The sequence below is a fragment of the Vibrio sp. R11-SG3-ISO9 genome (assembly GCF_059834255.1).
In genome coordinates, this window is the sequence record NZ_JCBDGU010000005.1 from 57784 (window position 1) to 70603 (window position 12820).

Consider the following 12820-nt stretch of genomic DNA (forward strand, 5'->3'; position numbering starts at 1 on the left):
CCTATTTAGTTGATACTAAAAAGCCACTGATTACAGTGGCTTTTTTATTATTTACGTGTGTCAGAATCAGACAATGAAAAGTGAGTTAGTTTTCAGTATCCACGATTGGCAATACTTGTTTCACGTAGTCACCCGGCGCAGCTCCAATCACAGGGTTTAGCTCAGACCCTCGGTTAAACGGTGCTCTCGGCTCATCACTTTCAAAACCGCCTAGCCACTTGTTCCAGTGGACCCACCAAGAGCCTTCGTTGTGTTTCGCATTCGCTAGCCACTCTTGAGCAGAATCATCGAGATTGTCATTCAGCCAGTAACCATATTTGTTCTTACTTGGATGATTAACGATACCCGCGATATGACCAGATTCACCAAGTACGAAGGTTTTGTTGCCGCCGGTGTTGAGTGCGCCTCGATAAGTGCCCTGCCATAACGCAATATGATCATCTTTTGTCGAGATAAAGTAGCTTGGAATTTTAATCTTATTAAGATCAATCCAAACACCACCGATTTTCACGCCCTTATCTTGAACGAGTTTGTTCTCTAAATAGAGTTCTCTCAGCAGGAAGTTATGGCACTTAGCAGCAACATTGGTGCTGTCACTATTCCAGTAGAGCAAGTCGAACTCCATTGGGCTACTACCCTTCAAATAGTTGTCGATGTAGTAATTCCAGTAGAGGCTGTTCTCTCTGAGCAGACTGAACGTAACGCTCAATGAACGACCGTCCATGAACCCTTTCATATCGTTCTGCTTTTCAATAGCACTGATAATGGTGTCGTTGATGTAGGCACCCACCTCGCCCGGTTGAGAGAAATCAAGCAATGTTGTGAAGAAGGTTGCTGTCTTGATGCGTTTCTTCATACGCTTAGCCGCATAGTAAGCGACCGTTGAAGCCAAAACAGTACCACCAATGCAGTAACCCGCCGCATTGATTTGCTCTCTACCTGTAATGTCTTCAATGGCAGCGACAGCTTTGACAACGCCTTCAGTCACATAGTCACCAAACTCAAGGTCTTTTTGTGCTTCGCTAGGGTTGCGCCAAGACATCATAAACACACTATGCCCTTGCTCTAGCAACCAGCGAACCATTGAGTTCTTTTCTCGAAGGTCAAGAATGTAGTATTTGTTGATAAACGGTGGAACAATCAACATTGGCGTCGCATTCACTTGCTCTGTCTTTGGGTGATATTGAATCAACTCAAACAGTTCATTTTTGAACACCACGTCCCCTTCCGTATTCGCAACATCTTGCCCTAACCTAAAGGCATTGTTGTTAGTCATACGAATTTTGAGAATATCGGCGCTGGACGCAATATCCGCACGCAATTGTTCTAAGCCATCGACAAGGTTTTCACCGTTGCGCTCTAAAGTGATCTTCATTAACTCAGGGTTAGTCGCAATGAAGTTTGTTGGCGAGAGTGCATTGATCGCCTGACGCGAGAAGAAAGCAACACGCTCTCTTGTTTTCTCATCAATGCCTTCCATCGATTCAATTGTCTCTAAATAGCTTTTACTGAACAGCAAATAGGACTGCTTAATGAAATTATAGAAAGGGTCATTCTTCCACGCGTCGTCGATAAAGCGTTTATCGTCGCGCTCTTCAGATACGATGCTGCTGGTATTACCCATTAAAACGGTATTCTGCCAGATTTGTAGTTGCTGCTCCCACCATTGTGTTTGAAGCTTCAACATATCTGCAGGTTGGTTAATGGCTTGCTCAAAGATCTTAGATGCATCTTCGAAATTGATCTCTTGCATCGCTTTATTGAGGGGTGATTGTGCGGCTTCCTTGCTTTGTTCAAAGTTCTCCCACCATTGCTGGTTTGTCTGCTGAAGTTTTACAAGGTAGTCCGAAAAGAAGTGTTGGAACATAATCTAACTCCAATGATCGGAAAATCGCCACTGACTTCATACATGGATAGTCCCAAAGACTACACGTATGACCCAGTGGCGACTTAATTTAGGCAGATGTTGTGTTTAGGTTTTCCGTCGTCAACGATTCCACATCTTCTTTAAACTCTTTCGCCGCAGCTTGGAACTTGTTGCTGTCGCTCATCATTTGCTGTGACAGTTGGCTAAGTACAGCAAGTTGTTGGCTATTGAATGCAGCAAGACCGTTTACATCTTTGATGTCTGTTACTGCTTTCATTTGCGCTAGACCCATATCTGTATAAGTCTTCATCGCGTTCATTTGCAGCTCAGTCATAACCTCGACATTCTTAGCAATCAACTTGTTGAACTTGAAGTAAGGTTCAAATTGCTTTTCTGTTTGGTCTGTCATTGATTTAAAAATATCCGTGTACATACATAACTCCTAAAGATTTCAAAGATTGAATTACAATTCGTATTGTTCGTTTCTAGAGGTTGACCAACAGTGGCGAATCCATTTCCACCCGCCACTGCTGAAGTTACTCGTTGACGTTTTTCAACAAAACAGCCGTACCCATACCACCACCGACACATAGCGAAGCCACGCCAGACTTGGCGTCAGTTGATAGCATTTCATGAACTAAAGAGACAATAATGCGATTGCCCGAAGCGCCAAGTGGATGACCTAATGCAATCGCACCACCATTGACGTTCACCTTATGCTTAAATGCCTCTAGCGGTAGGTCATGCTCTTCAGCTAACTGATACATAACTCCCAGAGCTTGAGCAGCAAACGCTTCATTAAGCTCAAACAACTCGATGTCTTTCAGTTGAGCGTCAGCTTTCGCCAAGGCTTTAGTTACTGCCTCAACTGGCCCTAACCCCATTACTTTCGGATCCAGCCCAGATTGCGCATAGCTCTCGAGCTCCACTAGTGGCGTAAGCCCTAGTCTTTTCACAGCGCTTTCTGAAGCGACAATGACAGCGCTTGCGCCATCGTTAATGCCTGAAGCGTTTCCAGCAGTTACACTACCTTCACGATCAAATGCAGGTCTTAACTTCTGTAAACCTTCGAAGGTCGCATCTGACTTAGGGTATTCATCGATATCGAAAACGACGGTTTGACGACGCTGTTTCACCTCTACCGGAACGATTTGGTTAACAAACTTCCCAGCCTCAATCGCCGCTACCGCTTTCTGTTGGCTTTCTAGCGCATAGTTGTCTTGTGCTAAGCGAGAAATATTAAGTTCTTTCGCGATGTTTTCTGCTGTCACGCCCATGTGATACTGATTAAAGGCATCCGTCAGACCGTCACCAATCAACAAATCAGTCATCGCAATGTTGCCCATCTTGTGACCATTACGCACTGAAGCTGGTACGACAAAAGGTATTTGCGACATCACTTCTACCCCTGCCGCAACAACAACGTCTGCATCTCGAGCTTTAATGTGGGCTGCAGCGTCCATCACAGACTTCATACCACTGCCACAGATCATGTTGACCGCGTACGCCGGAACTTCTTGCGGTACACCAGCGAACAGAGAGGCTTGTCTCGCAACACCCATTCCTTGTCCTGCTGAGATCACGTTACCCACGATGACCTCATCAACATTGGAAGGATCGAGTTGCGCAGCTTCCAAAGCACCTTTGATCGCCACGCCAGCCAGTTCACCTGCAGATGTATCTTTTAAAGCGCCAGTGAAAGAACCAATAGGCGTTCGTTTCGCAGCAACAATGAATATCTTTTCCATGGTTTAATCCTTACGAGTCCTTAGTTCATGTACAAGCCGCCATTTACAGACAATGTTTCGCCTGTAATGTACGCACCCGATTCACCTGCAAGGAAACCAACCGCATCTGCGATTTCAGTTGGCGTTGCCAGACGTTTCATTGGAATTTGCCCTTTAATGGATTCAAGCACTTCTGATTTCATCTGCTCGACCATAGGTGTTGCTGTATACCCTGGTGCGATAACATTTACAGTTACACCACTACGCGCTCCCTCTGCCGCTAGAGCTTTAGAGAAGCCAATCATGCCAGCCTTTGCAGCCGAGTAGTTTGCTTGACCAAACTGACCTTTAAGTCCGTTCACTGACGAAATATTAATGACTCGACAGTTTCCCTTCTCACACATTGGAGCGAAAAGAGGTTGGGTAACGTTGAACAAGCTGTTCAAGTTCGTATCGATAACGTCTCGCCACGCTGCTGCATCCATTTTCTTGAAGACACTGTCTCGTGTGATGCCCGCATTGTTTACCAACACATCAATCGTGCCTTCTTCTTCCAATAACTTGCTTAAACGCTGAGCACATTCTTCAGTGTTGGTCACATCAAGCTCGAACAATCTGACTTGCTCTGAAGTGAACTGTTTTTCATTAAACCAATCTACTGCACACTGGTGATTACCAGTAAAGTAAGTCGCAATAACACGATAGCCTTGTTCGACTAACTTAGAAGAAATTGCTGAACCTATCCCACCTTTCGAACCTGTAATTAAAGCAAGTTTTTTCATTGATAACTCCATCCGATACAAGCAAATAACAATACTATTAAGAAAATGCTTAGCGCGTCTTATTAAATCCATGACTACCGCTTTAATTAAACCCTACATGCTCGGACTAAAAACTTTTATTACAAACTAAACCAATTTCATATTTAATGACCAAAATTTGACCTAGATCCCAACCCCAATGAAATGTTATCAGATTGTAAATTGATGTAAGATCCTGATTTTAGTTAAGTTTATTGTTGGTAGTTTTATCAGCATCAGATGTAAGTATTTGAATCAGTGGGTATTGTTATTATTTTTTCACGCATTACAAAATAAGTGCAAAGTCTGATTTTTCTCATATTCACTGTAATAATTACTGGTTATCCAACTTTAACCGCATTGATTAATCCCCCAAAAGCAACCTACATAAAAGTTATTAAACAAGCTAATAAATAAATGTACAAAAATAAAAAAAGCTCATCACAACTGATGAGCTTTTTGTTATTAACCACTAAACTAACGTCTAATTGACTATATTGATTTCAAATATATTTCATTTAAATTAATATTTTAAAGTGAAAATATTTCACCGGTATCCGCATCTAAGTAAATCTTGTTTTCCAGTTTTAAACCGCCACAATAAATGAAGTAGACATTACGATTCGAATACTTAACCGACTTGACCCAACCACCAAGCTCTTCAAAATCGCCTGGCTCACAGGTGCCATTCTCTATCAAACTGTCAACGGCGAGTCTAAAAGGTTTACGGTAGGTTTTTAAATCGTCAGACTTGACCAAATATGAATCTAAGATCTCTACATGTTCATCGGCAGATATAATGACCTCGTCTTCGCTTAACTTAGACATTTCAATCCACTCTGCCATTTCTGGTGCGCCTTCTCTCAAAACGATGTAGTCGGTGATGCGCCCCCAGCCATTCGACTTTTCAAGGACTTCGATGTGGTCTCCCTTGTAGAGATAATCCTTTATCAAAGCATCGACATTCGGCTCATCGTAAACCGCGATCTTTCGTTCAGAAACGTAATAGTCGGTTTGTTCGGGCAAAGCAGATAAGTCCAGTATTGGTTTAAGCTCTTCTTTCGGTTCCTCTGACATCTGTTCAACAGGCGCCTTTTCCTCTTCTGCGGGAGTCACATCGTCTTTTTTCATTACTAAAAAGTAATAGGCGGCTCCTCCTCCACCAAGAAGACACAATATCCCCAACGCTATGATTACTTTTTTCATGACATATGTTACTCACTCTCCATAGATAAACTCAGTGTACAACAACTCTTTCTGATGCTCATCTATACTCTATTCAATATGTTAGCCATTTCGAGGTGGGTATGAGAAGATTCGCGTATGGGATTGCAGTGATTGCTATATTCATCAACGATCCCGCGTTTTCAAAGTGCATCAAGAAAAACTGGAATGGTCTACTCAATCTTCAAATGCGCACGGAGCACCACTACAACCAATACTCAGCTGAGTTTAATCAGATTCTTTCCACGTATGACTCACAGTTACTATTTTCAAAACGGTATACAACACATCAGTTAGTGGAACTGTGGGCTAAAGACGACCCTAAGTTTACGCAAAGGCTCAAACGCCACATGGCCAGTGCATATCAAGCTTCAAGTCTTTTATTGAAACAGGCACATTTATCAAAGATGGAGCTAGTATCAGCAAGAGAGTTAACTGAGTCCTGGCAATCGATGTATGATTCCTGCAAACAACAAAATCGACCAAAGCAAACACACAACGCACAGTTGCATTTCAATAGCTCCAAATCGCTTACACTTGATTTTGAAAACCTAGTTGATAAGACCCGAAAACTGGCCGAGAAGTACCATTCTGAAGCTGAGACACTAAACAACACACGTAAACAAGCCGCTCCATATTAAAATCATCTCCTGATGAATATTTAATCAATTTTATAAAGTTTCACACTATCAACAACTTGTAACGTTAGTTCTATCCATTTCAACAACATCGGTTAAAACAACATCGAAACCGAAATTTATCTGCGACACTCATCACAAAAAATATTTACAAACTCTCAAAAATTGCTATGATGGCCATTCATATAACTTAATAACAAGTAATATATTGGCTAGGTAATATGCAAAAATCGATGGCTTTAAACTGCTTGAGTAACACGGAATGGACTGCGGAGATAAGAGCTAAGCTTTTATCAGTAGTAAAACACATGGAAGAGTTCGGTTCAGTAAGTGAGCTAGAGCTATGCAAGATATTTGGCGAGACAATTTGGAATGACGGCGTTGATTACCATTCACATGCTTTCTCATTCAGAATTGACACGAAAACTGGAGATTGTTCAATTTCCAATTTCAAATATCACTAAAATTAGCGACTGATTTTGGATTCGGAGTACATTTATGTGCTCCGTTTTTCGTTTCTAGCCCCACACCTTTTCCACCAGCTCACACCTTTCGCTAACTGGCTTCAAACTTACCCCTCATAAATAGGTAACGGTGTATTGCCTTTAACCTGCCTGATTGCTAAGTGCGTATGGATATCTTTTACGTTTTCTAAACGCTGTAGTTTCCTAGTGAACGACTCGTACGCGTTTAGGTTTTCACTAACCACTTCCAATAAATAGTCATACGCTCCAGATACAACATGGCAACTGATCACCTCTTCCATCTCAACAATGGCATGTTCAAATTCATTGATAGATTTCTCTTGGTGATTACTCAGGCTCACCTCCACAAACACACTCATTGCAATGCCAACATGACTGCGGGACAGGCTCACTCGATAGCTATCAATAATGCCATTCTGCTCTAGGCGCTTGATTCTTCTGGCACAAGGAGACGGAGACAACCCCACGAGATCCGCTAGCTCTGCAATTGTTAAGCGACCATCTCTCTGCAATAGTTCTAACAAGTGTTTATCGATACGATCCATCGTACAGACTCCCATATTGGTTTAAATCATCAAATAATTACTAATAAGTAACGATATCAGTTAAGTAATCATTAATTCAAAGTAAATATTGCCAATTTTCACCTTTCCACGTGCTTCATAATATGTCTATCAACCAAGGATAGGAAAATACAATGTTGCTCGGGTACACCTCAATTGCCGTCACTTTAATGATTTGGGCTAGTTTCTTTTTATCTTTAAAGGGAGGAGCCAACTCGGTATTAGCTCCCTCAGATATCGCGTTGACTCGATTTCTCATCCCGTCACTCGTTCTTTTTCCTCTGGTATACAAAGCTCGTCACGCGATTGCATCAGTACCTAAAATCTACTTGATAGGTATGTTCATCGGTTGCGGACTGCCCTACTTACTGGTTACGAGTTCAGCGATGCAGTATGTGCCTGTTGCTCAAGGCAGTGCGCTCGTACCGGGGACGTTGCCACTGTTCGTTACCATGATCGCAGTGTTCTTTTTCAAGCAACCACTCAGCCATCATCGCGTTATCGGCTTCGCACTTGTAATCATCGGTATTGTTATCTTTTTGTTTACTGGCTTATCTATGCATGAAGAGCACACCAGTGACTCATTAATTGGCTCTGAGACATTTGGCCAATTGCTATTTCTGTTTGCCAGTTTGATGTGGGCGATATTTACAATTTCAGCGCGAGTTGCGAATCTGAATGCCCTTGTCGTTGCGGGCTTGGTCAGTTTGATGTCGAGTATCCTATTAATAGCTTTAATCGTCGCAGGAGTGCTTCCCAGCTACCTATATGAACAATCGATGCCCCAATGGCCAGTCAACGAATTACTTACGCACAGTGCGATTCAGGGGGTGGGAGCTGGGATTATTGCGGCAGCTACTTACTTATATGCGGTACAGACACTTGGCGCTGAACGCTCTGCAGCTTTTGGCAGTTCAACGCCTGTTATCGCGACTCTATTGGCTATACCAATCTTCCACGAAGTACCAAGTGTAAGTAGTTGGGTCTCGCTAGCATTCATCTGCAGTGGCAGCCTACTCGCAAGTAACATCTTTCTTAAAAAGGATGCGTCACTCGATTACGAGCCACCAAAGCGTCACGCATAAAAGAAGATACAGTGATAATTCACTTTTTATCATGCTGTTTCTCATTTACACTGGCGCACCTTTTTCTAAAGAGAGAATGTCATGCAACGCGATTACACACTTAACTGCCTGATCACCATGCCACGTCATGAGCTTGAAGAGTTCAGTCTAAGAATGATCCATCGTCTGGTTCCAGAAGATGCGATGAATGAACTGTTTACCTTCGAGCAAGAAGAGGTGACCAGCGAAGAGCGCATGCAGTCAGCTAAATTTGACGCGATGCTGCGAATGACGGCGATCGCGTTAGGTGAAGTCAATTTGGCATTTTCTGAATCAGAGAACGCTCAGCAGAATATTGATCGTATGACTCGTCTTCTGCTTTGGCACTTCTATTCGATCTCATTCAATTTGGAAGAAGCGATCGCGATTGAGGTTCACTGTGAAAAAGTAGAATCTATTTTGAAGAATGCACCGAAAGATGCATTCGGTTGGGTAAAAGAGCTCACCGAACTTCTTCACTTCTACGCAAAAGTGAACGAGCAGAACGGCGAACAATAACACCTTGTTGGAGTGAGCCTGGCTCCCCTCTCTAAGACCCAAGGACATTTGCAGAAGGCAGATAAAAACTTTGTTTAAAGGTATTATCTGCCTTTGTTGTTTCTAGAACACTGTGATGAAGCATCAAAATCGATTGTACGATGCGAGTCCCTATACCGAGCGAGCCTTTAGCAGCGAGGCTGTCGACCTCATTTTGAATGGTTACTCTTGTTCGCTTATCTTGCGTACCTTGCTCGACAACAATGCTTAACTCACCATCGTGTGGAGCGTGACGAATTGCATTCTCCATCAAATTAAACATCAATCGCTCGATCAATTTCTGTTCCCCGACGATCGATACAGCACTATCGATTCTCACATTGAGCTTAATATGTTTGGCATCGAGCTGATTCTTAAATGTTTCCTCACACAGCGTCAGTAAACGATTGAAATCAATCGTTCGGTATTCATAGGTCGGCAGCTCTTTCTCTTGTTTCGCCGTGTCTAGCAGCGAGTTAAGTTGCTCGAATAATTTGTTGCTATTTCGATACGCAACATCAATCAGTGGATCAGATTGTGGATTCTGTAGCTGCCACGTTTCTAAGTAACCTAACACGCTAGACAGTGGTGTTTTTAGATCATGACTTAATTGGATCAATGTTTGGCGACGTTGTGAGGATTGATATTCAAGGTGCAGAAACTGCTGCTGTATATGTTTGGCCATCAATTCGTAAGACCTCGCCACAGGCACTAATTCAGGCACCTGCTTGGTGAAATCAGGCTCTAACCTAAAGTCATGCTCAGCTTGCTGCTGCAATTTATCTGTCACTTCCTCAATAGGGTTGAGCAAGCTTCGTTTCACCAGCATATAAGCGCCGACCGCAAAACCTAAAATCGATATCAATACCAAAGCTGCGAGTGCAATGTACGAGGAATCAACTTGGGCATCAGCAATCACAGCGTGGCGATTACTACCAATCAACACATATAGATAGCCCACTGTTGAGCCTAACTCTTGAATAGCTGCAACAGAGAACACTTTAGGGTCTGTCGGCGTACGAGGGTCTTCCCCTAAGATTGGATATGCTTCGTTGGCGAGAAAACGTTGGATGGGTTCTAAATCAACGTACTCCATCATCTCTGTGCCTTCAGGAGCCGCATGAGTGGTGATCTTACCTTGAGCATCGAGAAAATAGATCTCAAAGTCAGGGCCAATCAACATTAAGGTATGGAAAATGCTCTTAAGCGCGACAGGGTTATAATCAGTCCCGACCATAAGAGGATTGTCATCACGCATATGGCGCGCCAAGTCCTTGTGTAAGCTCTGCTTGGTTCTCTGCTCGATCGTCTGTTTTTGCCAATGATATGTAAAACCAATTGCCACACTCGCCAGCAAAAACCAAATACTAGTGAATGCCATCAATCGAGACTTGAAGCTCATAACTCAACCTCCATCTGCCCTATCCAATTTTTGCTTAAACGAATCAGTGCTTAGCATGAAACTTATATCCAACACCCCACACCGTCTGGATATAGTTTTGTTCTCCGTCTTGAGTAACCAACTTACTGCGTAGACGATTTACGGTGCTACACACAGTGTGATGGTATCCGGCATGGTGAGTGTTCCAAACATGGTCTAGAAGCTGATCTTTGCTATACACGCGCCCAGGCTTGGTAGCTAAAAATGACAGCAAGGAAAACTCCATAGCCGTCAAAGAGACCTCTCTTCCGTCTAACACGACTTGATGAAGCTCAGTATCAATAACCAGTGGGCCAAAAGACATCGTATGTTTTTGTTGAGAGGTTGGTTGAGCTGGAAGGTCTCCATGACTGATTCTTCGGAGCACATTGCGTACTCGAGCTTGAAACTCTAAAACACTAAACGGCTTGGTAATATAGTCATCTAAGCCGGCTTCTAAACCTGAGACTTTGTCCATCTCACTATCACGAGCGGTCAACATCAGCATTGGCGTCCAATCTTTCTCTTTTCTCACAGAGCGACAAAACTCTACGCCATCTCCATCTGGTAGACCGCGATCAAGTACGACTAGATCAAAATCGTTTTCTTGATAGGCAGACGTCGCCTCTCCAATACTGGCGACTCTGCACACTTCTTGACCCTGAAAGCGCAAGTGCATGGTCACTAATTCGGCGAGATCGTTATCATCTTCAACCAGTAGTATCTGCGCTGTCATTTTGTTTGCTGTCGATTCCATAATTCAACCATGTTCCAGTAGCGTCCATTTCTATTCGACCGGAACATGGAAAGAATTATTTCATTCAATTGGCTAATATCTACTCTATTCGAGTAATAGACAGACGAGCGCCGGGGTTTAAGAAACGATGCGATGCGCTCAACGTCGATGCTGTTAAACCATCATCTTGGCTTATCACACCAGAGTGAAATGAAACTGCATCTGTATCATCGCGAGCAGCATTAAACCCTTCACCGCCACCTGCTGGTCCAGGAATTGTCGCTGCGGTTTCGCTGTTTGCCTCAGTACCTGAATCCCACACATCCATATTCATGGTAAAGGTCTCACCGACAGACAGGGTTTTGATATTGATACCTGATTCACCGATAAACGCGTCATTGGTATTCACTAGCATAGAGGCTAATGAGAGATACTTAGCTTGTTTATAGTTAAGGGTCAATGTGACGGTGTCACCCTCTCCCGGTAGAATCAAGCCATTACCTGACACACCCTGATAAACATTGCTATCACTGTTCATCAGATCAATTAGCTGAGAGTTACTTCCGCCTTCCGCTAAATATTCGAGTTCAGTTGACGCGCTTGACCCAATAGCAAACAGCTCAAAGTTACCATTGTGGCTTAATACAGCTAGCGGCGACATTGGTTGACTTGGCGTCAAATTTGTTACTGTCACGTTGTAGCGATAATAGTGATCATTGTCATCGCTTGGACAACCTGCGAGCACCCCCACAGAAGCAGCAATGGCTAAAATACGTAATTTCATAACTGCCCCCTATTTCACTTCAATTGTGATCGTCGCAACCGGGTTTAACCAACGATGGCTGCTGTTATCGAGATCACTTATCCCACCAGTCGCATTGTCATCACCAATGTTACCCGGATGAATATGGACTTTATTGTTTGACACCGATGTCTCTACACCCGTACCGCCACTACCGAATGTAATGAATGGAGGGTTTGGCATGCTTCCGGCAAGTTCATCATTCGCTTCTGTACCAGCATCATAGCCATTGAGTGAAACTTTGTAGGTACCGGCTTGCTCTGGAATTTTCCAACTATCTAAACCAACAAAGCCATCGTTGGTTGGAAGGAGCATTGCACTTAAAGATAGATATTTCAGGTCACCAGTATCAATAGTCAGTGACGTTGTTACTCCAGGGTTTAGGATACCGCTAGCTGGGTTTTCCGATACGACACCACCAGCGTTGGTGATAACACTCGACAGGCCTGAAATATCGCCACCTTCAGCCATAGCTTCCAATTCATTACTGGCCGTTTCACCAGTTCTAAACATGAATAAACTTGAGTCATGAGCAGCGACTAGAATCGGTGTGAAGTAGATACCTTTCGTCGCATTGGTAATAGAGATATCCAACTCAGCCGCGTTAAGTGTTGAAACCGACATAGACAATGCCAGCGCAGAAAATGTGAGTCCGAAAACTTTTTGCTTGTTCATAATGATTCCATCCTAGTTTCACTCATTGAGCGAGTTATGCCTTTATCAAAAATGGTCGTCGACCAAGGTGTTGATAAATAGGATGGCAATGAGATCTATCAGCGACTTCATTCAATTCTCATAAAAGTCTCACAAGTTTCTTGGTTTTCTCTCACTCAGGATACAGTGTCTGAACAAACGCGTAGAAAAAAGCCCAGTGGGTGAACACTGGGCCTTGATTGATCTGATTTGCTTAGACATTCT

At 43.2% G+C, this 12820-nt stretch carries 14 protein-coding genes; 4 read left to right on the plus strand and 10 right to left on the minus strand.

Going from position 1 to position 12820, the window contains the following annotated elements; genetic code table 11:
* Positions 1-85: 85 nt before the first annotated feature.
* From phaC to AC6R05_RS01590, 5 genes are all read right to left on the minus strand, one after another.
* Positions 86-1867 (minus strand): class I poly(R)-hydroxyalkanoic acid synthase, encoded by a 1782-nt coding sequence (gene phaC / locus AC6R05_RS01570; protein WP_500646366.1) that lies wholly within the window; start codon positions 1865-1867, stop codon positions 86-88.
* A gap of 88 nt (positions 1868-1955) precedes the next feature.
* Entirely contained in the window at positions 1956-2300 is a 345-nt protein-coding gene (locus tag AC6R05_RS01575) for a phasin family protein (protein WP_032552664.1), read from the minus strand.
* A 103-nt stretch (positions 2301-2403) separates the two neighbouring features.
* Positions 2404-3615 (minus strand): acetyl-CoA C-acetyltransferase, encoded by a 1212-nt coding sequence (locus AC6R05_RS01580; protein ID WP_500646367.1) that lies wholly within the window; start codon positions 3613-3615, stop codon positions 2404-2406.
* Positions 3616-3635: 20 nt separating this feature from the next.
* Positions 3636-4376 (minus strand): SDR family oxidoreductase, encoded by a 741-nt coding sequence (locus AC6R05_RS01585; protein WP_032552666.1) that lies wholly within the window; start codon positions 4374-4376, stop codon positions 3636-3638.
* Between the two features lie 549 nt (positions 4377-4925).
* Positions 4926-5600 (minus strand): SH3 domain-containing protein, encoded by a 675-nt coding sequence (locus AC6R05_RS01590; RefSeq protein ID WP_500646368.1) that lies wholly within the window; start codon positions 5598-5600, stop codon positions 4926-4928.
* Between the two features lie 128 nt (positions 5601-5728).
* On the opposite strand from AC6R05_RS01590, the gene AC6R05_RS01595 reads away from it, so the two are divergent.
* Together AC6R05_RS01595 and AC6R05_RS01600 are read left to right on the plus strand one after the other, a co-directional pair.
* Entirely contained in the window at positions 5729-6259 is a 531-nt protein-coding gene (locus tag AC6R05_RS01595; RefSeq protein WP_500646369.1) for a hypothetical protein, read from the plus strand.
* Between the two features lie 218 nt (positions 6260-6477).
* On the plus strand, positions 6478-6720 hold the full coding sequence (locus AC6R05_RS01600; protein ID WP_084181908.1) for a hypothetical protein: 243 nt from the start codon (positions 6478-6480) through the stop codon (positions 6718-6720).
* A 107-nt stretch (positions 6721-6827) separates the two neighbouring features.
* On the opposite strand, the gene AC6R05_RS01605 is transcribed toward AC6R05_RS01600, so the two are convergent.
* Positions 6828-7286, minus strand: coding sequence for an Lrp/AsnC family transcriptional regulator (locus AC6R05_RS01605; protein ID WP_500646370.1), 459 nt, complete (start codon positions 7284-7286; stop codon positions 6828-6830).
* Positions 7287-7438: 152 nt separating this feature from the next.
* Between AC6R05_RS01605 and AC6R05_RS01610 the strand changes: the two genes are divergently transcribed.
* Both AC6R05_RS01610 and AC6R05_RS01615 read left to right on the plus strand, forming a co-directional pair.
* Complete coding sequence (locus tag AC6R05_RS01610; RefSeq protein ID WP_500646371.1) at positions 7439-8389, plus strand: DMT family transporter; 951 nt, start codon at positions 7439-7441, stop codon at positions 8387-8389.
* An 81-nt stretch (positions 8390-8470) separates the two neighbouring features.
* On the plus strand, positions 8471-8926 hold the full coding sequence (locus AC6R05_RS01615) for a hypothetical protein (protein ID WP_032552671.1): 456 nt from the start codon (positions 8471-8473) through the stop codon (positions 8924-8926).
* 31 nt (positions 8927-8957) lie between these two features.
* Here the strand turns inward: AC6R05_RS01615 and AC6R05_RS01620 are convergent, their stop codons facing one another.
* The 4 genes from AC6R05_RS01620 to AC6R05_RS01635 all read right to left on the minus strand — a co-directional run bounded on the left by AC6R05_RS01620 (position 8958) and on the right by AC6R05_RS01635 (position 12577).
* Positions 8958-10346, minus strand: coding sequence for a sensor histidine kinase (locus AC6R05_RS01620; RefSeq protein ID WP_500646372.1), 1389 nt, complete (start codon positions 10344-10346; stop codon positions 8958-8960).
* Between the two features lie 43 nt (positions 10347-10389).
* A complete protein-coding gene (locus AC6R05_RS01625; RefSeq protein WP_500646373.1) occupies positions 10390-11121 on the minus strand; it encodes a response regulator transcription factor in 732 nt (243 codons plus the stop codon).
* Positions 11122-11200: 79 nt separating this feature from the next.
* Positions 11201-11884 carry a spondin domain-containing protein gene (locus tag AC6R05_RS01630; protein ID WP_150869683.1) on the minus strand — a complete coding sequence of 228 codons (684 nt, stop codon included), beginning with the start codon at positions 11882-11884 and terminating at the stop codon, positions 11201-11203.
* A gap of 9 nt (positions 11885-11893) precedes the next feature.
* A complete protein-coding gene (locus AC6R05_RS01635; protein WP_500646374.1) occupies positions 11894-12577 on the minus strand; it encodes a spondin domain-containing protein in 684 nt (227 codons plus the stop codon).
* Positions 12578-12820: the final 243 nt, after the last annotated feature.

Bases quoted from the DNA above. Each gene is read 5' to 3' on its own strand.
- phaC (WP_500646366.1), bottom strand. From the start codon at position 1,867: ATGTTCCAACACTTCTTTTCGGACTACCTTGTAAAACTTCAGCAGACA.
- AC6R05_RS01575 (WP_032552664.1), bottom strand. From the start codon at position 2,300: ATGTACACGGATATTTTTAAATCAATGACAGACCAAACAGAAAAGCAA.
- AC6R05_RS01580 (WP_500646367.1), bottom strand. From the start codon at position 3,615: ATGGAAAAGATATTCATTGTTGCTGCGAAACGAACGCCTATTGGTTCT.
- AC6R05_RS01585 (WP_032552666.1), bottom strand. From the start codon at position 4,376: ATGAAAAAACTTGCTTTAATTACAGGTTCGAAAGGTGGGATAGGTTCA.
- AC6R05_RS01590 (WP_500646368.1), bottom strand. From the start codon at position 5,600: ATGAAAAAAGTAATCATAGCGTTGGGGATATTGTGTCTTCTTGGTGGA.
- AC6R05_RS01600 (WP_084181908.1), top strand. From the start codon at position 6,478: ATGCAAAAATCGATGGCTTTAAACTGCTTGAGTAACACGGAATGGACT.
- AC6R05_RS01605 (WP_500646370.1), bottom strand. From the start codon at position 7,286: ATGGATCGTATCGATAAACACTTGTTAGAACTATTGCAGAGAGATGGT.
- AC6R05_RS01610 (WP_500646371.1), top strand. From the start codon at position 7,439: ATGTTGCTCGGGTACACCTCAATTGCCGTCACTTTAATGATTTGGGCT.
- AC6R05_RS01615 (WP_032552671.1), top strand. From the start codon at position 8,471: ATGCAACGCGATTACACACTTAACTGCCTGATCACCATGCCACGTCAT.
- AC6R05_RS01620 (WP_500646372.1), bottom strand. From the start codon at position 10,346: ATGAGCTTCAAGTCTCGATTGATGGCATTCACTAGTATTTGGTTTTTG.
- AC6R05_RS01625 (WP_500646373.1), bottom strand. From the start codon at position 11,121: ATGGAATCGACAGCAAACAAAATGACAGCGCAGATACTACTGGTTGAA.
- AC6R05_RS01630 (WP_150869683.1), bottom strand. From the start codon at position 11,884: ATGAAATTACGTATTTTAGCCATTGCTGCTTCTGTGGGGGTGCTCGCA.
- AC6R05_RS01635 (WP_500646374.1), bottom strand. From the start codon at position 12,577: ATGAACAAGCAAAAAGTTTTCGGACTCACATTTTCTGCGCTGGCATTG.